Annotated in this window: 17 protein-coding genes; 7 read left to right on the forward strand and 10 right to left on the reverse strand. The window is 67.1% G+C overall.

Annotation, left to right across the window (positions count from 1 at the left end):
* Nucleotides 1–48: 48 nt before the first annotated feature.
* Both ASD55_RS14965 and ASD55_RS14970 read right to left on the reverse strand, forming a co-directional pair.
* Entirely contained in the window at nucleotides 49–1194 is a 1146-nt protein-coding gene (locus tag ASD55_RS14965; protein WP_082542808.1) for an HlyD family secretion protein, read from the reverse strand.
* Nucleotides 1191–1787, reverse strand: a complete 597-nt coding sequence (locus ASD55_RS14970; RefSeq protein ID WP_056767395.1) for a TetR/AcrR family transcriptional regulator — start codon at nucleotides 1785–1787, stop codon at nucleotides 1191–1193. Before ASD55_RS14970 ends, ASD55_RS14965 begins: the two co-directional genes overlap by 4 nt.
* A gap of 65 nt (nucleotides 1788–1852) precedes the next feature.
* On the opposite strand from ASD55_RS14970, the gene ASD55_RS14975 reads away from it, so the two are divergent.
* The 4 genes from ASD55_RS14975 (at nucleotide 1853) to ASD55_RS14990 (ending at nucleotide 9485) form a co-directional block, all read left to right on the forward strand.
* Nucleotides 1853–3451 carry a DHA2 family efflux MFS transporter permease subunit gene (locus tag ASD55_RS14975; protein WP_235577840.1) on the forward strand — a complete coding sequence of 533 codons (1599 nt, stop codon included), beginning with the start codon at nucleotides 1853–1855 and terminating at the stop codon, nucleotides 3449–3451.
* Between the two features lie 107 nt (nucleotides 3452–3558).
* On the forward strand, nucleotides 3559–4050 hold the full coding sequence (locus ASD55_RS14980) for a DUF4019 domain-containing protein (RefSeq protein WP_056716148.1): 492 nt from the start codon (nucleotides 3559–3561) through the stop codon (nucleotides 4048–4050).
* A 121-nt stretch (nucleotides 4051–4171) separates the two neighbouring features.
* Nucleotides 4172–6223, forward strand: a complete 2052-nt coding sequence (locus ASD55_RS14985) for a M13 family metallopeptidase (protein WP_056767397.1) — start codon at nucleotides 4172–4174, stop codon at nucleotides 6221–6223.
* Between the two features lie 220 nt (nucleotides 6224–6443).
* Complete coding sequence (locus tag ASD55_RS14990) at nucleotides 6444–9485, forward strand: diguanylate cyclase (RefSeq protein ID WP_056767326.1); 3042 nt, start codon at nucleotides 6444–6446, stop codon at nucleotides 9483–9485.
* 33 nt (nucleotides 9486–9518) lie between these two features.
* Here ASD55_RS14990 and ASD55_RS14995 read toward each other — a convergent pair whose 3' ends face one another.
* Nucleotides 9519–9965: a DUF1801 domain-containing protein gene (locus ASD55_RS14995; protein ID WP_056767328.1), complete on the reverse strand. Its 447-nt coding sequence runs from the start codon at nucleotides 9963–9965 to the stop codon at nucleotides 9519–9521.
* Nucleotides 9966–10090: 125 nt separating this feature from the next.
* Here ASD55_RS14995 and ASD55_RS15000 point away from each other — a divergent pair, with 125 nt between their 5' ends.
* Entirely contained in the window at nucleotides 10091–10312 is a 222-nt protein-coding gene (locus tag ASD55_RS15000) for an AbrB/MazE/SpoVT family DNA-binding domain-containing protein (RefSeq protein ID WP_056716134.1), read from the forward strand.
* 10 nt (nucleotides 10313–10322) lie between these two features.
* A complete protein-coding gene (locus ASD55_RS15005) occupies nucleotides 10323–10751 on the forward strand; it encodes a type II toxin-antitoxin system death-on-curing family toxin (RefSeq protein WP_056767400.1) in 429 nt (142 codons plus the stop codon).
* Nucleotides 10752–10798: 47 nt separating this feature from the next.
* Here ASD55_RS15005 and ASD55_RS15010 read toward each other — a convergent pair whose 3' ends face one another.
* Both ASD55_RS15010 and ASD55_RS15015 read right to left on the reverse strand, forming a co-directional pair.
* Nucleotides 10799–11737: an alpha/beta hydrolase gene (locus ASD55_RS15010; protein ID WP_056767331.1), complete on the reverse strand. Its 939-nt coding sequence runs from the start codon at nucleotides 11735–11737 to the stop codon at nucleotides 10799–10801.
* A gap of 183 nt (nucleotides 11738–11920) precedes the next feature.
* On the reverse strand, nucleotides 11921–13558 hold the full coding sequence (locus ASD55_RS15015; RefSeq protein WP_235577841.1) for an FAD-dependent monooxygenase: 1638 nt from the start codon (nucleotides 13556–13558) through the stop codon (nucleotides 11921–11923).
* 82 nt (nucleotides 13559–13640) lie between these two features.
* Here ASD55_RS15015 and ASD55_RS15020 point away from each other — a divergent pair, with 82 nt between their 5' ends.
* The gene (locus ASD55_RS15020) at nucleotides 13641–14255 is read left to right on the forward strand and encodes a TetR/AcrR family transcriptional regulator (protein ID WP_200946204.1); all 615 of its coding nucleotides are present in this window, start codon (nucleotides 13641–13643) and stop codon (nucleotides 14253–14255) included.
* A gap of 12 nt (nucleotides 14256–14267) precedes the next feature.
* On the opposite strand, the gene murD is transcribed toward ASD55_RS15020, so the two are convergent.
* From murD to ASD55_RS15045, 5 genes are all read right to left on the reverse strand, one after another.
* Nucleotides 14268–15641: a UDP-N-acetylmuramoyl-L-alanine--D-glutamate ligase gene (gene murD / locus ASD55_RS15025; RefSeq protein WP_056767337.1), complete on the reverse strand. Its 1374-nt coding sequence runs from the start codon at nucleotides 15639–15641 to the stop codon at nucleotides 14268–14270.
* Entirely contained in the window at nucleotides 15641–17026 is a 1386-nt protein-coding gene (gene murL, locus ASD55_RS15030; protein ID WP_157599026.1) for a UDP-N-acetyl-alpha-D-muramoyl-L-alanyl-L-glutamate epimerase, read from the reverse strand. The genes murD and murL overlap by 1 nt, the downstream gene beginning before the upstream one ends.
* Complete coding sequence (locus ASD55_RS15035; RefSeq protein WP_056767343.1) at nucleotides 17023–17427, reverse strand: endonuclease domain-containing protein; 405 nt, start codon at nucleotides 17425–17427, stop codon at nucleotides 17023–17025. The genes murL and ASD55_RS15035 overlap by 4 nt, the downstream gene beginning before the upstream one ends.
* A 77-nt stretch (nucleotides 17428–17504) precedes the next feature.
* Nucleotides 17505–20117: a bifunctional aspartate kinase/diaminopimelate decarboxylase gene (locus tag ASD55_RS15040; RefSeq protein ID WP_082542809.1), complete on the reverse strand. Its 2613-nt coding sequence runs from the start codon at nucleotides 20115–20117 to the stop codon at nucleotides 17505–17507.
* A 373-nt stretch (nucleotides 20118–20490) separates the two neighbouring features.
* A complete protein-coding gene (locus ASD55_RS15045; RefSeq protein WP_056767349.1) occupies nucleotides 20491–22008 on the reverse strand; it encodes a fumarate hydratase in 1518 nt (505 codons plus the stop codon).
* Nucleotides 22009–22050: the final 42 nt, after the last annotated feature.

The raw sequence follows: 22050 nt of genomic DNA on the forward strand, positions 1-22050 counted from the left end.
CCGCGCGACCTATCCGTTTCTTGCGGGTGATGACGGTGTTGCGCCTGTTCAGCGCGCCGCCTGCATGGAGGGCGATCCGTCCAGCTTCACGCTGACGGTGCTGGACAAGCCCGGCCGCAGCCGCGCCAGCGCAGCCTGGCCCGGATCGAAGCGGATGCGTACCGGCACCCGCTGCACGATCTTGGTGAAGTTGCCGGTGCCCGGCTCGAACGGCAGCAACGAGAACTGCGAACCGGAACCCGGCGCGAAACTCTCGACGTGGCCGTGCAGGGTCTGACCGGGCAGCGCGTCGACCTCCACGCTGGCGTCCTGGCCGACCACCATGCGCGCGGTCTGGGTTTCCTTGAAGTTCGCGATCACGTACAACGCGTCCAGCGGCACCACGGTGAGCAGGCGCGAGCCCGGCTGCACGTAATCGCCCGGTTCGACCTGGCGGTCGCCGACCACGCCGTCGATCGGTGCGCGGATCAAGGTGTTGGCCTGATCCTGCCGGGCCAGCTCGAGCGCGGCCTTCGCGGTGGCGACGCCGGCCTCGGCCTGGGCAAGTCCGGCCTGCAGGGCGAGCCGGCTCGCATGCGTCACCGACGCCGCATCGCGGCTGACGGCAAACTGGGCGCGGCTGTGTTCCGCATTGGCCTGGGCGGTGATCGCCGCCGTGCGGAACTGTTCGGCCGCGCTGCGCGACACCGCACCACTGGCGATCAGCGCGTCGTAGCGTCGACGGTCGGCCTCGGCCTGCTTCTGCTGCGCATCGGACGAGCGGATGGAAGTCTGCGCCGCACGCATGTTCGAGCCCGCGAGGCGTTCCTGCGCGTCGAGCGCGATCAGTGCGGCCTTCGCCGCAGCGACCGAGGCCCGCGCGCTCTGCAGGTTCGCCGTGGCCGATGCCACGCGGGCGTCGAATTCCTCCGCGTCGATGCGCAGCAGCGGATCGCCGCGATGCACGCGCTGGTCGTGTTGCACCAGCACCGCGGCAACCAGCCCGCGCACCTTGGGCGCGACCACCGAGCTGTCGGCCTGCAGGTAGGCGTTGTCGGTGGAAACGCTGCGCTTGGGCGCGGCGATCCACCAGGCGCCGGCGAGCGCGATCGCCAGGGCCACGGCCCCGACCAGCAGCGGCTTGCGCGACCATGGTGTGCGCGGGCGCGCCGCGGCGGCGGTCGCGGGTGTGCCCGAAGTACCGTCGGCGCTCATCGCTGCGATGCCTTCATGCCGAAGCGCTGCTTGAGCTGCGCACGCGAGGCGGCGAGGATCGCGTCGGAGCGTTTCGCATCCTGCTCGATGCGCGCCAGCGACAGTGCGCCGATCAGCTCGGCAATCATCGAACGCGCCCCGGCTTCGGGTTCGGCATGACCCAGCAGCGCCAGCTGGCCGGCCAGGCCTGCCGTGGACAGCTGCACGCCGAGCGCGAACTGTTCGCGTGCCGGTCCGGACAGCCGCGGCACGTCCGAGGCCAGCGCGGCCATCGGGCAGCCGAAGCCGCGCGCGTCGCGATGCTTCTTCGACAGGTAGAAGTCGACGTAGGCCGCCAGCCCTTCGGCCGGGTCGCGATCGGCGGTTTCGTGTTCCAGCCGCGCACGTGCCTGCTCGAACATCTGTCCGATCGCCGCGGCGACCAGCTCGTCCTTGGACTTGAAATGGGCGTAGAAGCCGCCGTGGGTCAGTCCGGCCTCGGCCATCACGCCGGCCACGCCGACGCGATCCGGGCCGTCGCTGCGGATCGCGCGCGCCGCGGCCTCCAGCACGAGCTCGCGGGTCTTCTGCTTGTGTTCGGTGTCGTAGCGCATGACGGCCTCGCTTTTTAATATGATGATCATCATACTACGATTTCCCACCGATGCAAGAGCTGCCCGTGAACGCCCTCGCCACCACCTCCCAAGCCACCCCGGTCGCCCCCGCCGACCTGCCGCTGCCGCGCAAATTCCTGATCTTCGGGATCATGGCGTTCGGCATGTTCATGGCGCTGATCGACATCCAGATCGTGGCCGCCTCGCTCAACGAGATCCAGGCCGGACTCTCGGCCGGACCGGACGAGATCAGCTGGGTGCAGACCGGCTACCTGATGGCGGAACTGGTGATGATCCCGTTCTCCGCCTTCCTGGCGCAGGCGTTGTCGACGCGCTGGCTGTTCGCGCTGTCGGCCGCGCTGTTCACGCTCGCCAGCGCGCTGTGCGGAATGGCCTGGGACATCCAGTCGATGACCGTGTTCCGGGTGATCCAGGGCTTCGTCGGCGGCGCGATGGTGCCGACCGTGTTCGCCACCGGTTTTGCGCTGTTCACCGGGAAGCAGCGTGCGCTGATCCCGGCGATCCTCGGCATGGTCTCGGTGCTGGCGCCGACGCTGGGGCCGACCGTGGGCGGCTGGCTTACCGAGGTGGTCGGCTGGCGCTCGATCTTCTACGTCAACATCGTGCCGGGCGTGGCCGTCGCCGTGCTGTCGATGCTGCTGGTGAGGGTGGACCGGCCGAACCTGGCGATGCTGAAGCAGATCGACTACGTGCACCTGGTTGCGATGGCGGTGTTCCTCGGCGGGCTCGAATACGTGCTGGAGGAAGGCCCGCGCCACGAGTGGCTGGGCGACCCGGCGATCGCCACTGCGGCATGGTTTTCGCTGGTGGGGTTCGCGCTGTTCCTCGAGCGCTCGCTGCGCTCGTCCGGGCCGATCGTGCGGCTGTCGCCGTTCCGCCAGTCCACCTTCGTGCTGGCCTGCGTGCTCAGCCTGGTGATCGGTTTCGGGCTGTACGCGGCGACCTATCTGGTGCCGGTGTTCCTGGGCCGCGTGCGCGGCTACAACAGCCTGCAGATCGGCACCACGGTATTCGTCACCGGCCTGGCGCAGATCCTCAGCACGGTGGTGGCGGCGCGGCTGTCGCAGCGCATCGACGCGCGCTGGACGATCAGCGCCGGCCTGCTGCTGTTCGCCGCCAGCCTGTGGATGTTTTCCGCAATGACGCCCGAATGGGGCTTCGCCGCGCTGTTCTGGCCTCAAGTGCTGCGCGGCTTCGCGATCATGCTGTGCATCGTGCCCAGCGTGAACATGGCCTTGAACGGTTTTGCCGCGGCCGAGCTGCGCTACGCCTCGGGTCTGTTCAACCTGATGCGCAACCTCGGCGGCGCGATCGGCATCGCGGTGGTCAACACCTGGCTGCAGGACCAGAGCCGCATCCACGTCGCGCGCTTCGGCGAGAGCCTGGGCGAAAGCGGCCGCCATGTCGGCGAGGTGGTCGCGCAACTGGCCGGGCGGATCGGCCAGCTCACCGCCGATACCTCCCACGCCCTGCTGATGGCGCAGGGCGAGCTGGGCCGACTGGTGTCGCGCACGGCATTGACGCTCGCCTTCGACGACGTGTTCCGGCTGATGGCGTGGATGTTCGTCGCCGCGCTGCTGCTGGTGCCGTTCTGCCGCACCCCGCCGCATGCCGCCCAGGGTGCTGTCGTGGAAGCGCATTGAGGGAGACGCCCCGCCCGCCCCGATTTCCGGCCGACGGGGCGTCGACGCGCGCGTCCGGACAGTGCAAGCTGTGCGGCACCGACCTGCCGCCTCATGGAGACCATCGCATGCTCAAGAAGACCCTGCTGACCGCCTTGCTGCTCGGCGCCGCGGCCGGCGCGTTCGCACAGTCGCCGGCGCCGGCAACCCCGGCCAAAACCCAGGCGGCCAGCACGCTGACGCCACAGCAGAAGGCCCTGCTGGAGAAGCAGAACGTGCAGATGGCACAGGCCGCGTTGCGCATCGCGCAGATGGTCGACCAGAACCAGCTTGGCGATATCTGGGACCAGTCCTCCAGCGTGGCGAAGCAGTCCACCAGCAAGAGCGATTTCGTGAGCGGCGTGAGTTCCGATCGCAGCAAGCTCGGCGCAGCGGGCGAACGCAGGCTGCAGGCGATCACCCGCACCGCCTCGAAGGGCGGCAAGGTGCCGGCCGGCGTGTACGTCAACGTCAGCTACGCCACCCACTTCGCCAAGGCGCCGCGGCCGGTGCGCGAACTGATCTCGTTCCACCTGGACAGCGATAAGGTCTGGCGCGTGGCCGGCTACACCCTGCGCTGACGCCACCCGCCAACGGGCCGGCATGACGCCGCGCCGGCCCGCCGGGCCATAGCCCACAGGTCATGCACACAACGTGTCGATGGCGCACTATCGTGGGACTTTCCCCGGTGGAGGCGTGATCATGCAACACATGCGATGGATACTCGGTGCCGCGATCCTGTGCAGCGCACCGGCGTGGGCGGCCGCGCCGGCCACCCGCCCGATCGGGATCGACCTGAAGGGTATCGACCACGGCGTGAAGCCGGGTGACGACTTCTTCCGTTACGCCAATGGCGACTGGCTGAAGACCGCGAAGATTCCCGCCGACCGCTCCAGCACCGGCAGCTTCCTCAAGGTGTTCGAGCAATCCGAGAAGGACACCGCCGAACTGATCCGCAACGCGGGCGCCAGCCACCCCGCCGCCGGCAGCGATGCGCGCAGGATCGCCGACTACTACGCCGCCTGGATGGACACCGCGACGATCGAGAAGCACGGCTTGTCCGCGATCAAGCCCGAGCTGGCCGAGGTCGACGCGATCGCCTCGCGTGCGGACCTGGCCCGCGTGCTGGGCAGCCGCCTGCGCGCCGACGTCGACCCGCTCAACGCCACCCACTACCACACGCAGAACCTGTTCGGCCTGTTCGTCACCCAGGGGCTGGAGGATCCGTCGCACAACGTCGCCTACCTGTTGCAGGGCGGCACCGCCCTGCCCAGCCGCGACTATTACCTGTCCGATGATCCGCACATGGTCGCCGCCCGCGGCAAGTACCTGAGCTATGTCGGCGCCTTGCTGCAGCAGGCCGGCTTCACCGATGCGCAGGCCCGGGCAAAAGCCATCGTCGCGCTGGAAACGAAGATCGCCAAGGCACAGGCCAGCCTGCTCGACAGCGAGAACGTGCACAAGGCCAACAACCTGTGGCGCAGGGACGACTTCGCCAGCAAGGCGCCGGGGCTGGACTGGAACGCCTACTTCAAGGCCGCCGGCCTCGAGAACCAGTCGCAGATCGACGCCTGGCAGCCCGGCGCGATCACCGGCCTGTCCGCGCTCACCGCCAGCGAGCCGCTGCAGGCGTGGAAGGACCTGCTGAGCTTCCACACCATCAACCACGCGGCCGGGCTGCTGCCCAAGGCGTATGCCGACCTCAGCTTCGACTTCTTCGTGCGTACCCTGCAGGGCACGCCGGTGCAGCAGCCGCGCTGGAAGCGCGCCGTCGGCGCCACCAGCAACGAGCTGGGCGATGCCGTGGGCCAGTTGTACGTGAAGCACTACTTCCCGGCCTCGTCGAAGGCGGAAATCGAACAGCTGGTGAAGAACCTGATCGCCGCGTTCCATGACCGCATCGACACGCTGAGCTGGATGACACCCGCCACGCGGGCGAAAGCCCAGGCGAAACTCGCCACCTTGCGCGTGGGCGTGGGCTACCCGGAAACCTGGCGGGACTACGGCACGCTCGAGATCCGCGCCGATGATGCGCTGGGCAACCGTCTGCGCGCCGAGCGCTTCGAGTACGAACACCAGCGCGCCAAGCTCGGCCAGAGTGTCGACAAGGCCGAATGGTGGATGACCCCGCAGACGGTCAACGCGGTGAACCTGCCGCTGCAGAACGCGCTGAACTTCCCCGCCGCGATCCTGCAGCCTCCGTTCTTCGACCCGAAGGCCGATGCCGCCGCAAATTACGGCGCGATCGGCTCGATCATCGGCCACGAGATCAGCCACAGCTTCGACAACCTCGGCGCCGAATTCGACGCCCAGGGCAAGCTGGCCAACTGGTGGACGCCGGAAGACCTGGCCCACTTCAAGGCGGCCGGCCAGCAGCTGGTCGAGCAGTTCAACCAGTACGAGCCGCTGCCCGGCCTGCACGTCGATGGCGAGCAGACCCTGGGGGAAAACATCGCCGACGTTTCCGGCCTGACCATTGCCTACCTCGCCTACCAGAAGTCGCTCAATGGCAAGCCGGCACCGGTGATCGATGGCCTCACCGGCGACCAGCGCTTCTTCCTCGCCTTCGGCCAGGCCTGGCGCGGCAAGATCCGCGACGCGGCCCAGCGCCAGCGCCTGGCCACCGACGTGCACGCGCCCGGCGACTTCCGTGCCGAAACCGTGCGCAACCTCGACCCGTGGTACCCCGCCTTCGAGGTGAAGCCGGGCGAGAAGCTGTACCTGGCGCCGAAGGATCGGGTCAAGATCTGGTAAGCAGCGCTTCCGGCCTGTCCCTTGCGCGGGCTGCACGCAGGTGCAGCCCGCGCAAGGGAACGGAACATCGGCGTTGCGCGCGGCCAGGCATGTGCCTGCCTTCGCACCGGACCACATGCGCGCAGGGCATCGGCCCTGCCCGGCAAATCATCAATGTTATTGTGCGAAAGAGCCGCCGAGGGGCGGCTTTCTTGTCGCGGGCAGGTCTGGAAAGAAATTGATGGAGATTCGATCGGGGTGGCTCGTACGCCTGGCCATGGCGGCGGCGGTGGCGTTCGCACCGGCGGCGCCGCTGGCCGCAACGGCCCCGACGGCCGCGCCCACCCAGCCACTCGACCTGTTCGATCTCGGCGCACCGTCGTTCACGACCTTCACCACGCGCGACGGCCTGCCCGATCCCGTCGCGGTGACCCTCGCGACCGATCGGCAAGGCATGGTCTGGGTCGGCACTCCGCATGGCCTGGCCTGGTATGACGGCAAGCGCTGGCATCCACTGGACGACCCCGCCCTGCACGGTTACATCAGTCAGTTGTTCGTCGACGACGCGGGCACGCTGTGGGCCTGCGGCAGCGCGTTCGGCCTGGCCCGGTACGACGGCAGGCACTGGCACGTCGAGGGCGCCGCCGACGGCCTGACCACCAGCCACGTGCGGCGGCTGGTCGAGACGGATCACCCGGGCGGCAAGCGGCTATGGGCGGTGAGCCCGAGTGACGGCCTGTTCTATCGCGATCACGGCCGCTGGCGGGCCGATCCGGGCAATGCCCAACTGCCCCACGCGGGCTTCCTGGTGCTGGCGCAGACCCGCGACCTTTTCGGACGCCCTCGGCTATGGGCCGGCTCGGGCAGCAGCGGCCTGTGGTATCGCGAGGACGAAGGACCCTGGCAACGCTTCAGCGCGGCCGATTTCCGGGCCGGCAACGGCCTGGCCTACCTGCTGGCCACCCGCCACGAGGGGCAGGACGCATTGTGGGTCTCCGTCTACAACTCGGGCCTGTGGCGACTGGACGAACATGGCGTGCGCCACTGGAGCGTGGATTCCGGCGAGCTGCCGACCGACGTGCTCTACAACATGGTCGAGACGCCTGTCGCCCATGGCGAGCACGCGCTGTGGGCGTCTTCGCGCAATGGCCTGATCCGCATCTATCACGACAAGGTGCAGGTGTTCGACCGCCGCCACGGCCTGCCGTCGAATGCCCTGCGTGGCGTCAGCACCTGGCGCAGTCCCAACGGCACCGACGTGCTGTGGGCCGCCACCGAGGACGGCGTGGCGCGCGCCACCGTGGACGAGGGCAAATGGAAGACGGTTTCGCTGCTGGGCGCCCACCAGACCGGCGTACTGGCCGTGCTGGTGGACCACGACCCGCAAGGCAACGAACGCCTGTGGGCCGGCTCGGACGGTGATGGCCTGGGCCTGTACGAGCGGGGTCACTGGCGCTACTTCAGCAAGGCCGGCGGGCAACTTGCCGATGCCGACGTGAACATGATCGCGCGGGCCGACGACACGGAAGGCCATGCTTCCGTCTGGCTGGGCACGGGCGCGGGTCGCCTGCTGCGCGTGCGTGACGATGCCACCTTCGAACCGGTGGCCACGCCCTGGCCACGCCAGCCCGGGCAACGCCTGAACGACATGCTCAGTCGCCGCATCGACGGCGCGGTCGAGCAATGGTTCGCCACCGACGCCGCCGGCGTGTATCGGCTGCGCGACGGCGTCTGGACGTCTTTCCGTCCGGACGGTGTCGTCGGTACCTGGTCGGTGGTGAAGCTGCTGGCGCAGACCACCGCCTACGGCCACGCCTGGTTGTGGGCCACCAGCAACCAGGGGCTGGCCCGATTCGACGGAAAGCAATGGACGTTGCTGGGCCGCGACATCGGCCTGCCCGGCACCGACCTGCTCGGCGTGCAGCTGATTCCCGATGCCCGCGGGCGCCCGATCCTGTGGCTGGGCAGCACCCGTCACGGGGTGATCCGTGTCGACATCAGCGATCCACTGAAGCCGCGCACCCTGCCCGCCGACCTGCCGCCATCGCCCGACCTGACCACCGATGGCGCGCTGGCCGATGCCGGTGGCCGCATCTATGTCTGCACCGATTCGGGCGTGCAGGTGCTCAGCCCGGAGGCGGGTCGCTACCGTTCGCAGGTGTTCACCGTCCGCGATGGCATGGTCAACAACGAATGCAATCCCAACGCGCAATTCATCGACACGCATGGGCGCTTCTGGACCGGCACGCTGGGCGGGCTGATGGTGCACGACCCGGACGAGCAGAAACCGGACCACGACGCCAAGCCGCTCAAGCTGATCCAGGTGAAGCTGGACGACCAGGCCATGAGCGGCGACCGCTACACCATTCCACCAGGTCACCACGAGCTGCGCGTGGATTTCGCCCTGCTGACCTGGCAGCACGAGGACGAATCACGCTTCCGCACCTGGATCGAAGGCTTCAGCAAGGCGCCGGGGGCGTGGACTGCCGACAACTTCCGCGAGATCGGCGCGCTGCCGGCCGGCGACTATGTCCTGCATGTCGAGGGCCGAGATCATGCCGGCAACCTCAGCCAGCCTTTGCTGTTGCCGCTCACCGTCGAGCCGTACTGGTGGCAGCACTTGTGGGCGCGGCTGCTGTTCGCTGCCGCGGGCATCATCGCGATCTGTGCCTTGTGGGCCTGGCGCACGCTGGCGCTGCGCCGACGACAGCATGCGCTGGAGCGCCGCATCGATGCCCGCACCACGGCCTTGAACGACGCCAACCGGCAACTGCTGGAGCTGTCCCGTCGCGATGCGCTGACCGGCGTGTTCAACCGTCGCTGGCTGATGGAATCCCTGCAAGCCATCCATGACCAGCGGCGTGGCGCGGTGGCGTCGATGATCTTCATCGATGTGGACCACTTCAAGCACTTCAACGACAGCTTCGGGCATCTGGTCGGCGACCAGGCGCTGCGCAGCGTGGCCGAAACCATCGGCCGATGCCTGCCGGCGGATGCCGTGCTGGCCCGCTACGGCGGCGAGGAGTTCGCCTGTCTGTTGCCCGACGCGGAATTGCCGGCCGCACACGAACTGGCCGAGAAAATCCGTACCGAGGTGGCGCGGCATGCGGCGCACGACGCAGCCAGGACCACGCGCCAGATCACCATCAGCGTCGGCGTGGCCTGTCGGCGCCTGGAATCGGAAGCCGACGTGGAAATCCTGCTGCGCAAGGCCGATGAGGCGCAATACGAAGCCAAGCGCGCAGGCCGCAATTGCGTGCGCGACGCACCGCCGGGGGCCTGATCGCAAACCTCGCCGGAGCGAACCCGTCAGGCATCACCTGCCTCGGCGCGAATCCTGCTTCCGCTTTGCCGCACGCTCCGCCTGCGCGGCCACGTTGAGCGCCACCGCGGCGCGTATCAGCTGCCTGAAGGCGGTGGCGGGAATGCTGGCGTTCTCGTGCAGGTCGATGGCCCTCCGGGTGCCGCCGTCGAGGCTGGCATTGAAGAGCTTCTTCGGATCGCTGACCGATGCGCCGCGGGCGAAGGTGAGCTTCACCTTGTCCTTGTACGACTCGCCGGTACAGACGATGCCCGCGTGCGACCACACCGGCGTTCCGCCCGAGGTGGGCTTGGCCCACTTCCACTCTTCGGTGATCTCCGGATCGGCCTCGCGGATCAGCTGGCGCACCTGCGCGAGCATCTCGCCGCGCCAGTCATCCAGCGCCTCGATCCGCTTGGTGATCTTGGCGGAAGCGTCATCTGCCGCGGCTTTCGCTGTCATGCCGGCTCCTGTCTGCTGACGGCCTGGCGGCCAGGGAAAGCGGAGCATAACCGGCCTTCGGACCCGCATTGCATGAGCCACCCCAGGCGGTATAACATGCGTTATAACAGTCAGTGGAGCCCACCATGAAGCTCAAGATCACCACCATCGGCAACTCCGCCGGCGTCATCCTGCCGCGCGAACTGCTGGCCCGTCTGCGCCTGGAAAAAGGCGACGAGCTGTTCGCCCTGGAAACCCCCGACGGCATCCGCCTCACCACCTACGATCCGAACCTGGCCAGGCAGATGGAAGTGGCCGAGGAAGTGATGCGCAAGCGGCGCACCTTGCTGCACAAGCTGGCGCAATAGGCGGATGAACATGATCATCTGGATCGAACGACCGCTCGCCATCGCGATTCACGAACGCCAGTTGGCCGAACACGGCGGCGGCATCGGCTTACGCGACGACCACCTGCTGGACTCGGCGCTGGCCCGCCCGCAACAAGCGCACGCCTATGGCGATCCACCGCCCGATCTTGCCGACCTGGCCGCCAGCCTTGCCTTCGGCCTGGCGCGCAATCACCCCTTCGTCGACGGCAACAAGCGCACGGCGGCCGTGGCTTGCGAAACCTTCATCATGCTCAACGGAGGCGTCCTCGCTGCCGATGACCTTGAGCTGTATCCGCAGTATCTCGCCCTCGCCGAAGGCAGCCTGCCTGAAGCCGAGTTCGCCGCATGGTTGCGCCAGCACATCAGGCTCGACACCGGTTCAAGCCTCAACGAGGCGCCGGCACGCTACGCGCGCTGAATCCGCCTGCACCCATACTCGGGCCGGGCATCTGCGTCCCCCCATGCTCAGTCCTGCACCATGCCGATCGTGTGCAGCCACGCCTCGGCCAGTTTCGACCAGCCGGTGATCGGGTTCGCGGTAGGACGCAAGCCGAAGGCATGGCCACCATGCGCATACAGGTGCATTTCCGCCGGCACCTTCGCCTGCGCCAGCGCGGTGTAGTAGACCAGCGCCTGATCCACCCCATCCACGTAATCGTCTTCCGCCTGCAGCAGGAACGTCGGCGGCGTCGTGGCTGAAACCGGAATGTTCGGGTTCAACTTGCCGTCACCCCGGGTCAGATGCCCGGGATAGATCGGCATGGCGAAATCCGGTCGCGCGCTTTCCCGGTCGGCCGCATCCACCGGCGCATACAGGTGGCGATCGAAGTTCGTGCTGATTTCCGCCACCAGGAAACCGCCAGCCGAGTAGCCCAGCACGCCGATCCTGTGCGGATCGACGTGCAGTGCGGAGGCTTGCGAACGCACCAGCCGCATCGTCCGCTGCACGTCCTGCAACGAGGACACCGACAAGGCGAAATTGTGCGGACGGCAATCGCACTTCCAGTCGTAAGGCAGGCTCGGCACGCGATACTTCAGCAGCACGCAGGTGATGCCTCGCGAAGTCAGCCAGTCGCAGGTCTCGGTGCCCTCCAGGTCGATGGCGAGGATCTGGAAGCCGCCGCCGGGAATCACGATCACCGCCGCGCCCGTGTTCTTCCCCGTGGGCGCGTACACCGTCATGGTGGGCTGCGTGACATTGGTGACCGCCGTCGCCGGCTTGCCCGCCAGCAGCTTCTCGCTGACCTTCGCCGTTTCCGGCCCGGGCACCGGCTGCAGGTCCGGCGCCGCGCCCGGCCATATCGGAACCTGCGTGTGTCCGGCAGCAGGCTGCCACACCGGTGTCTTCGCCTGCACGCTGGCGCAAAGCGCCAGCAACCCAAGCGCGGCGATGCAAAACTTCATGGTGACTCATCCTTTGTGGCGCGTGGCCAGCACGGCAGGTTCAAGACAGGAATCCGAACGGAACAAGCGCAGTCATCCTGCGAGCCGAATCGGGCTCGCGACGGCCGAAAGGGTGGCTTTTTCGTGCAACGACGACGCGTGGGCGAGCCACGTGCCTGTCTCCCGTCAGATCAGTGCATGCTGTCAGGTGGATTGGCACACGCCCTCGGGTTCGCCAAACCATCGCGACGCGGCCTGACGGATTTCGTCGTGATCGGAACAGCCTCCACCGACCCACGCGACGAAACCATCGGGACGTACGAGCACTGCGCTCAAACCCAGCCGATCGTTGACATCGCTGGCAACATACGTGAGCCGACGGTTCCAGCGGCTCGCCAGCGATCGCAGCGGCGCACCCGCTTCGAAGTCCAGTAACAGGCCCTTCCCGCTCCTGAGAATCTCGCCCAGTTTTCTGCCGTCGACCAACTCGAAATCCGGCGCACTGCGTCCGACCAGCGGATGGCTGCTGCCAAGCTCGTAACGGAGGGAAACACCCCACACGCGCTCCGCGAAGTACGTCGCGCCATCGCGCGTATCGATGACATCGCGCATGATCGCCTCGAGCGCGCGCGAGTTGCGACTCGGCCGCATCAACGCGACCTGGGCGCGCGACCAGTCGAGCACCCTCGCGGCCACTGGATGCCGTTCACTCTCATAGCTATCGAGCAACGCGTCCGACGCGTCGCCGCGGATGGTGGCGCCGAGTTTCCAGCCCAGATTCATCGCATCGCCAAAGCCCAGATTCAGTCCCTGGCCGCCCAGAGGGGAATGGATGTGTGCAGCGTCGCCAGCGAGTAGCACTCGACCTTTCCGGTACGTCGTCGCCTGACAGGCACGATCGGTCCAGGTGGTTCCCACCTTGAACGCAGTCAGGGTAACGTCCACGCCAGCGATCCGGCGCAAAACCGCCTGCACTCGCTCCAGCGTGAGCGGCCGGGTGCGGTGAAAGGCACCGCCGTCGAACTCGACCATTGCGATGTCGCCGGGTTGACCCTGTGCGTACATGCCGGTCGCCGTGTAATTGCGGCCCGGACGGAGCTGCTCGGGATCGGCGACCTCGACCTGGACGGAATAGCCAGTAAACTCCGGATCGGTGCCGACAAACTCGAAACCGCCGGCCTTGCGCACCGCGCTGCGGGCGCCATCGCAGCCGACCAGCCATTGCGCATGAAACGTTTCGCCACCGGCGCGAACCATCACTCCGTCCTCGCACGACTCGAAGCCATCCACGACCATTCCGCGCCGAATCTCGACCCCCATCGCAACGGCGCGAGCAGCCAGGCCGCCTTCGATATGCTCCATGTCGGACGCTACGTTGGCTATGGGCGAACCCGGCAGGCGATACGGCCACTTCGAGGTGTCGATGTTGTCGTAGTCGAACTGGATGCCTGCGAAATGCCCGGCGGGGCGACGCGGCCGTTCGGTGCCCCGCCCCATCGCCGAAGCGCCGCTGCCAAAACCAACGCTTGCCTCTTGCGTCATCAGGATATCGTCCAGCATCCCGCGACGGTAGAACGCGTCGGTGCTGGGTGCCCAAAGACCACGCATGCCGAACGGCGACTGCTTCAAGGGAGAGCGGGAATCCTCGGCACGTTCCAGCACCAGAACCGACGTGCCGGCCAGGCGCAACTCACAGGCAAGAAACAGACCGACCGGGCCGGCGCCGGCAATCACGACATCATGGTTCAAGACAGCATTCCTCTTGCCTGGGGCCAACGACTTGCCGGAGAGCGCCATCACGCAGGAAGCACCGGAAACGGGGCGAATATTCTCTTGAAGCATGTCGCCAACCGGGCTACAAAATTGCACCGAGTGCAGTATTATTATTGCACACAGTGCAACTATGCAAGATGACGTGGAGAACATGGATATGGAAACTGCTTCGGACCCGCCGCAGGGGCTGCGCGAACGCAAGCGGCACGAGACCGCCGGACGCATCATCGAAAAAGGTTTGAAGCTGTTCGTGAAGAACGGCTACGAAGCCACCACGGTCGATGTGATCGCCGAAGCTGCCGGCATTTCCCGCCGGACCTTCTTCCACTACTTCAAGTCCAAGGAAGCGATTCTGCTGGCCGCCCACGACAGCGGCTTTCGCGAAGCACTGAGGCCCGCGATGCTCGCCGAGTCGCCCGACCAGACGCCACTCGACGCAGCGCGAAGGTGCCTGATCAAACTCGCCTCACGTTACGAGACCAGGGAGTCCATTGTCTTCGACCGCCTGATGCACTCCACCGAAGCCCTCCGCGCCCGCAAGGAAGCGGTCTTCGTCGAGATCGAACACATCATGCTGGAAGCCATGTACGAACTCTGGCCATCACCGGCACGACGGGAGGGACTTCGGCTGGTCGCGATGGTGGCAATCGGTACGCTTCGTCTGGCGCTGGAGAAGTGGAAACAGAACGACGCGGCACATCCGATGGCCTATTACGTCCGTCAGGGCTTCATGCTGCTGGCCAGGCAATTCAGAAATTGCCCCTGATGATTTTTCTACTCAGTTGCGCGGGCTTTCCTCGATACCCAGCCCGTCGATGCTGGCGATCCCGGCCGAGTCGAAACCGGCCAACGCGCTGAACCGCCGCCCACGCTCCGCATAATCCTTGAACTGATCGAAGCTGGGCGCTCCCGGCGAAAGCAGGATCACGCCCGCAGCGGGAGTGCAGGTCCTGGCCCCGGCAACCGCCGCGGCCAGGTTGTCGACCAGGGTCAGCGGGCAGGCGACGCCTGCCGCGCGCAAGGCTTCGGCGATGCGCGCGCCGTTGCTGCCCATGCAGACGATCGCGTGCGCCGGCGCGCTGCGCATCGCCTCGACGAACGGCGTCCAGTCCAGCCCGCGGTCGTGCCCGCCGACCAGCACGGTCACCGTGCGATCGTGCAGGCTTTCCAGCGCAGCCAGCGTGGCCAGCGGCGTGGTGCTGATCGAGTCGTTGACCCAGTGCCAGCCATCGTGTTCGCCCAGCGGCTGCAGGCGATGCGGCAGCGGACGGAAGCTTGCCAGTGACGGCGCGGCGGCCAGCGCGTCCATGCCGATCGCCTCCAGCGCGGCCAGCGCGGCGCAGGCGTTCAAGGCGTTGTGGAGGCCGGGCGCGGCCAGCTGCGCCACCGGGAAAACCTGCTGCGTACCGCGGCAGATGACCTCGCCTGCAACATGCCAGCCTTCCGCCTGGCCGAACAGCAGGCGCTGCGGATGCGTGCCGGTGAGCGCCAGCAGGTTTGGCTGCAAGGCGTTCACCAGCAGCTGGCGCGACACGTCCGCCAGCCGCAATTTGTCCGCCACGTAGCGCTCGCGCGAACCGTGCCAGTCCAGGTGTTCTTCGTACAGGCTGGTGACCACGCCCAGCTCCACGGGCCCGGCTTCGCCGGTCTGGAAGCTGGACAACTCGATCACCCACAACTCCGCATGCTGGTCGAGCAGTTCCAGCAGCGGCAGGCCGATATTGCCGGCCAGCGCGGTGCGCACGCTCAAGCTCCGCGCCAGGTGCGCGATCATCGCGCTGGTGGTGCTCTTGCCCTTGGTGCCGGTGACGGCGATCACGCGGGCGTCGGGATTCTCGCCGAACCACAGCGCGGTGCCCGAGGTGACCGTCGTGCCCTGCGCCTGCGCGGCGAGCAACGCGGGCTTGTATGCCGACACGCCGGGCGACTTCACCACCACGTCGAACTGCGCCAGTGCCGCGGCGTCCGGTTCGCCGGCAACCACCTCGAGCGCGCCATCGAAAGCGCGCGCCGCGTCGACCTCGCCGGCGCTGCAAAACAGCACCAGCGACAACTGCGGACAACGCCGGCGCAGGGCGTGGATCGCGGCACGGCCTTCGCGGCCGAAACCCCATACCGCCACGCGCTGGTCTTGCAGATCGGCGAAACGCATCAGCCGATCGTCTTCAGCGCCGGCCGCAGGCGTGCCGGCACGCGATGCTCCGGCGACGGTTCCAGCCACGGCTCCAGCGCCAGCTGCGAGCCATCCAGCTGCGGCAGGATCTCGCTGCGGAAGCGCGTCACCAGCGCATCTTCCTGCCACTCCGGCCGCTGGCTCAGCGCGAACATCGCGGCGCGCGCCTCGGCGCCCTCGCCCACGCATTCGAACGGCTTGTGGTCCTGGTATTCCAGCAGCGCGTCGAACCCGGCGGCCTGGTTTTCATCGTCCAGCAGGTTGCGGCCGAAGATGGAAAGCAGCCGCGGCTTGGGCAGGAACGGCGCCAGCGCCAAGAACACGAAGTGGCACTTCGGGCACTGCCCGCACCAGCGGTCGACGGGCTTGGGGCCGAGCAACCTGAAGTTGCGGTTGCAGCTGGAGAACGCGTCGAAGTACGGCGTCAGCTTCGCGAACGCGCGGGTGATCGCCAGCTCCGAATACGGCCGCAGCAGCGAGCAGTAATCGAGATCGCTGGCCACGTGCGTGTGCAGCCAGCTGCCCAGCAGCTGCTCGAAGGCGTAGCCCTTGCTCCACTGGTGGTTCACCTGCTGGCCGTCGTATTCCAGCGTGGCGGCCGAGGCGGAGCGCTCGTTGGCGAAGGCGATGGAGTCGTAGCCATACAGGATCGCGGCGACGGCGAGGATCGCCGAGTTCACCGCGGTCACCGGGATATGTCCGTTCCACGCGCCCAGCCGGTTCATCTCGAACAGCCCCGGCGCCAGTTCGCGCTGGATGTTCAACGTGGGCAGGCCGGTGCGCTCGGCGCAGGCCGCGATCAATGCCGAATTGCCGACCCACACGGCGGTCGCCTCGCCGCCGATGGACTTGATCGCCTCCACCGCGACCAGCGAATCCTTGCCGCCGCCGATCGGCACCAGGGTGCGCCGGGGCAAGTTGAGTGATGGAGCTTTGGGTAGATCCGCCCCCTCACCCCGCCCATCTCCCCCCAGGGGAGATGGAGATGTTGCGCTTCGCGGAAAACTTATGCGCCCGCGCAGGTCCAGCCCGTTGCGATAGGCGAACTCGGCCAGGCCGTGCAGGTACAGCGCGTCGAGCAGGTCGGCGGTGGCGTCGTCCAGCGGACCATCGGCCAGCTCGATCTTCGGCGGCACGCCGGCTTTGTAATAGCTGACCCCGGCCACCAGGTGCAGCAGCTTCAGCGCCGCATCGAACGCCGCGCGCCGCTCCGCCGGCAGCGCAGGCGCCTGCGGAAAGCGGACCGTCTCGACCAGTTCCTGACCATCATCGAACGCATAGCCCAGCTCGGCCACGCCATCGGCGTAGCTGGCACGGGTGAACCGGAACACCTGGGTCAGGCTGGGCTGCATGGTTGTCGTCACTCTTCACTCTCCGGCGCGAACTGCTCCCTCTCCCCGGCGGGGAGAGGGTTGGGGTGAGGGGGCGGACTTGCGACAGCCTCCAAAATCACCTCAAGCACGCTTTCTATCTTCGTCAATGCTTCATTGTTCCAGAAACGCAGCACGCGGTATCCCTTCGCTTGCAGATATCGGGTGCGGCGTCCGTCGTATTCCTGCTGCTCGGCGTGCTGGCCGCCATCCAGCTCGATGACCAGCATGGCGTCGACGCACACGAAGTCAACGATGTACTGATCGATTTCTTGTTGGCGGCGGAATTTGTGACCCGAAAGTCGCCGGTTGCGCAGGTAATACCAGAGCTTGCGTTCGGCATCGGTCTGGTTTCGACGCAATCCACGCGCCCGCTCGACATTTTGGCGTTTCATCCTTGAAAGCCTCCTCCGTTGTGACACTGTCCCGGCGTGGCCCCTCACCCCTGCCCTCTCCCTTGGGGAGAGGGAATTCAGGCATCAATGACTACCTCGCTGGCCTCGTCGCGCATGTTGTACAAACTCGACATCACCTTGCCGTAGGCGCCGGCCTGGGCGATCAGCATCACGTTGCCCTCGGCCGCTTCGGGCAGGCGGCGGTCGCTGCCCAGCACGTCACCGCTTTCGCAGATCGGGCCGACGATCTGGTACAGCGCGGTGGCCGGTTCGTGCAGGCGGGTCAGGTTCACGATCTCGTGCCAGGCGTCGTACAGCGCGGGGCGAATCAGGCTGTTCATGCCGGTGTCGAGGCCGAGGTAACGCAGCGCGCCCTTGCCCTTCTGCTGGGTGACCTTCGCCAGCAGCACGCCGGCGTCGGCTACCAGGTAACGGCCCGGCTCCATCCACAGCTGGTAATGCGGATACGCGGCCTTGACCTCGCGCAGCACGCGATCGAGCGCGAGGATGTCCAGCCGCGCCTCGCCCGGATGCGACGGCACGCCAAGTCCGCCGCCGATGTCGATGAAGCTGACGCTGCCGATGCGTTCGGCCAGGCTGGCCAGCTGGGCGTAGACCTCGCCCCAGTGCGCGTCGTCGAGGATGCCCGAGCCCAGGTGTGCATGCAGGCCGCGCACCGTGACGCCGTGCGCGTCGGCCAGATGCAGGAAGTCGTCCAGCTGATCGACCGGCAGGCCGAACTTGCTGCCGCTGCCACCGGTGCGCACCTTTTCGTGGTGGCCCAGGCCGCGACCCAGATCCACCCGCAGCACGATCTCGCGGCCGCGGAACAGTTCGCCCCAGTGCTCCAGCGGATACAGCGCGTCGAGCGACACCGTGGCGCGCGTGGTCAGCGCCCAGGCGTAGTCGTCGCGCGGCGCGAAGTTCGGCGTGAACAGCAGCGGCGCGGATTCGGGCACGTGTGCCAGCACGAACTTCAGCTCGCCGGGCGACACGCACTCAAAACCGAAACCTTCCCCGGCCAGCGCAGCGAGAATCGCCGGATGGGTGTTCGCCTTCACCGCATAATGCAGGCGATCGACCGCGGCCAGCGACTTCAGCTCGCGCGCCTGGTGGCGCACGGTGGGCAGGTGGTAGACGTAACGGGGCGTGGCTTCGGCGGCGATCTGCAGCAGGCGATCGCGTTCGGCCTCGTGCCACCACGCGGCGGCCACGTCCGGCGTTTCGCCGCTGCCGTACAGCGCCTGCCAGCTGGGGCCGAACAAGGCGCTGTCGTCGGTGCGCAAGGCGCCGGCGCCGATCAACAGGTCGTGCAGGTGCGGCAGCAACAGATCCACCACCTCCTCGTCCACCACGAAGGTGAGATTCAGGTTGTTCGACGACTGCGAAATCATGTGCACGCGCAACTGGCCGAACTCGGCCAGCACGCCGGACAGGGTATGCAGCAGCGAGCGCATGCCGCGACCGACCAGGGTGATCGCGGCACACGGCGCAATCACCTTGACCCGGCACACCTTGGCCAGATCCGAGGCCAGCGCCGCGATCGCGTCGGAATCGAGCAGGTTCTCGGTGGGGTCCAGCGACACGGTGACATTGGTCTCGGCCGAACCGATCAGGTCCACCGACAGTCCGTGCTGCTTGAAGTGGGCGAACACGTCGGCGAGGAAACCGACCTGCTGCCACATCCCGACCGATTCCATCGACACCAGGGTGATGCCCTTGCGCGCGCTGATCGCCTTGACGCTGGGTGCGTGCGCGCGCACCTCGGGACCGATCACCGTGCCCTCGAGCTCAGGCCGGTTGGTGTCCTTGATCAGCAGCGGCACGCGCGGCTCGCGCAGTGGCGAAAGGCAGCGCGGGTGCAGCACCTTGGCGCCGGTCGAGGCGATTTCCTGCGCCTCCTCGTAATCCAGCCGCTGCAGCAGGCGGGCCCCGGGCACCTGGCGCGGGTTGGCAGTGAACATGCCGGCCACGTCGGTCCAGATCTCCACCCGCTGCGCCTTCAGCAACGCGCCGAAATAGGCGGCCGAAGTATCCGAGCCACCGCGACCGAGCAGCACCGTGCGGCCCTGGCTTTCGCGGGCGATGAATCCCTGGGTGATGAACACCTCGCCCAGCGCGGCCAGCCGCGCGTTCAGCGCGGGATCGGGTTTCGCCTCAACCATGGCCGACAGCAGCCGGGTGCGCTCGTTCTGGTTCGGCAGCGCCACGGCCGACAGGCATTCGCGCGCATCCAGCCATTGGGTGGACACGCCGCTGTGACTGAGGAAGGCGGCACCCAAGGCGCTGGACATCAGCTCGCCGTGCGCCTGCACCTGGGCCTGCCAGGCCAGCTCGCCCAAGCTGCCGCTGTCGTCGGCCAGCCGGACCAGGTCGCCCAGGCGCTCGTTGAGTGTGCCCGGCAGGGCCAACTGCATGTGTTCGAGCAGTTCGTAATGACGCTGCACGATGGCCTTCGCCGCCTCGTTGCGCTCGGCGCGATCGGCGTGCCGGCACAACTGTTTCAGCGCATCGGTGATGCCGGACAGCGCGGAAACCACCACCAGCACCCGGGCGCCCTCGGCGCGGCGACTGGCCACCAGCTCGCGGATGTTCTGCCAGCGCGGCAAGCTCGCCACGCTGGTGCCGCCGAACTTCATCACGATCCAGGGGGCGTTGGCAGGCAGGGACGCGGAAGTTGGCGAGGTCACGGGTATTCGCTATGGGCGGTGGGACATCCAGCCAGTGTTGCGCTGCCGCATCGGAATTGCAAATGGTTTTTCGATGAGGTCATTTGGACGTTTGGACGTCTGAATGATGTGGGTTCGTCGGGGTTGGCGTGTACGAGGCAGGCGGGCCGGATGGCGGTGGCCGGGTGAAGAATGGGTGGTTCGGAGAGCTTTTGCGAGGCGGGGTTGGGGCTTTTTGGGGGCTGTTGCCGGGAGCGTGAGCATTTGCTCCCTCCCCTGCTCGCAGGGGAGGGCTGGGGTGGGGTGCTTTTCGCACCCTGGTGCCCCTGAGCTACCCCACCTCAATCCTCCCCTGGGAGGGGAGGAGGCGATGGTGTGCGCTTCGCGCACTTATTTATTGAACAAAGACGGGGATCTTTCCAATCCTTGCCTGCCACTCGCGCGGACCGGTCTGGTGCACCGAGGTGCCGCCGGAATCGACGGCCACGGTCACCGGCATGTCCTCCACGGTGAACTCGTAGATCGCCTCCATGCCCAGATCGGCGAAGCCGACCACGCGCGAAGCCTTGATCGCCTTGGACACCAGGTACGCGGCGCCGCCGACGGCCATCAGATACACCGACTGGTGCTTCTTGATCGCCTCGATCGCGGCCGGGCCGCGCTCGGCCTTGCCGACCATACCGAGCAAACCCGTCTGCGCCAGCACCTGTTCGGTGAACTTGTCCATCCGCGTGGCGGTGGTGGGGCCGGCGGGACCGACGACTTCTTCGCGCACGGGATCGACCGGACCCACGTAATAGATGAAGCGGCCTTTGAAATCGACCGGCAGCGGTTCGCCCTTGTTCAACATCTCGACCATGCGCTTGTGCGCGGCATCGCGGCCGGTCAGCAGCTTGCCGTTGAGCAGCAGGGTTTCGCCCGGTTTCCAGCTGGCCACTTCCTCGCGGGTGACGGTGTCGAGGTTCACCCGGCGGCCCTTCGAGGTGTCGTAGGTGAGCTTGGGCCAGTCTTCCAGCGACGGCGGATCGAGCATCACCGGGCCACTGCCGTCCAGCACAAAGTGCGCGTGGCGGGTGGCGGCGCAGTTCGGGATCATCGCCACCGGCAGGTTCGCCGCGTGGGTCGGGAAATCCTTCACCTTGACGTCGAGCACGGTGGTGAGGCCGCCCAGGCCCTGCGCACCGATGCCCAGCGCATTGACCTTCTCGTACAGCTCGATGCGCAGTTCCTCGCAACGGTTGGCCGGGCCACGGGCGATCAGCTCCTGGATGTCGATCGACTCCATCAGCGACTCCTTCGCCATCAGCATCGCCTTCTCGGCGGTGCCGCCGATGCCGATGCCCAGCATGCCCGGCGGGCACCAGCCGGCGCCCATCGTGGGCACGGTCTTCAGCACCCAGTCGACGATCGAGTCGGACGGATTGAGCATCGCGAACTTCGACTTCGCTTCCGAGCCGCCGCCCTTGGCCGCCACGATCACCTCGACGGTGTCGCCTGGCACGATCGACATGTTCACCACCGACGGCGTGTTGTCCTTCGTGTTGATGCGCTTGCCGGCCGGATCGGCCAGCACGCTGGCACGCAGCTTGTTGTCCGGGTCCATGTACGCACGGCGCACGCCTTCGTTGGCCATGTCCTCCAGCGACATGCTGGCGTCGCCCCAACGCACGTTCATGCCGACTTTCAGGAACACGGTGACGATGCCGGTGTCCTGGCACAGCGGGCGATGACCTTCGGCAGCCATCCGCGAGTTGATCAGGATCTGCGCCATCGCATCCTTCGCGGCGGGCGATTCCTCGCGCTCGTAGGCGGCGGCGAGGCTCTTGATGTAGTCGACCGGGTGGTAGTAGCTGATGTACTGCAACGCGTCGGCGACGGACTGGATCAGGTCTTCTTGCTTGATGGAGGTCATGGCGGCAGCTTTGATTTCAAGGGGACGAGGCGCCGCAGACCG

It is taken from the genome of Rhodanobacter sp. Root561 (genome assembly GCF_001427365.1).
Taxonomy (GTDB): Bacteria; Pseudomonadota; Gammaproteobacteria; order Xanthomonadales; family Rhodanobacteraceae; genus Rhodanobacter.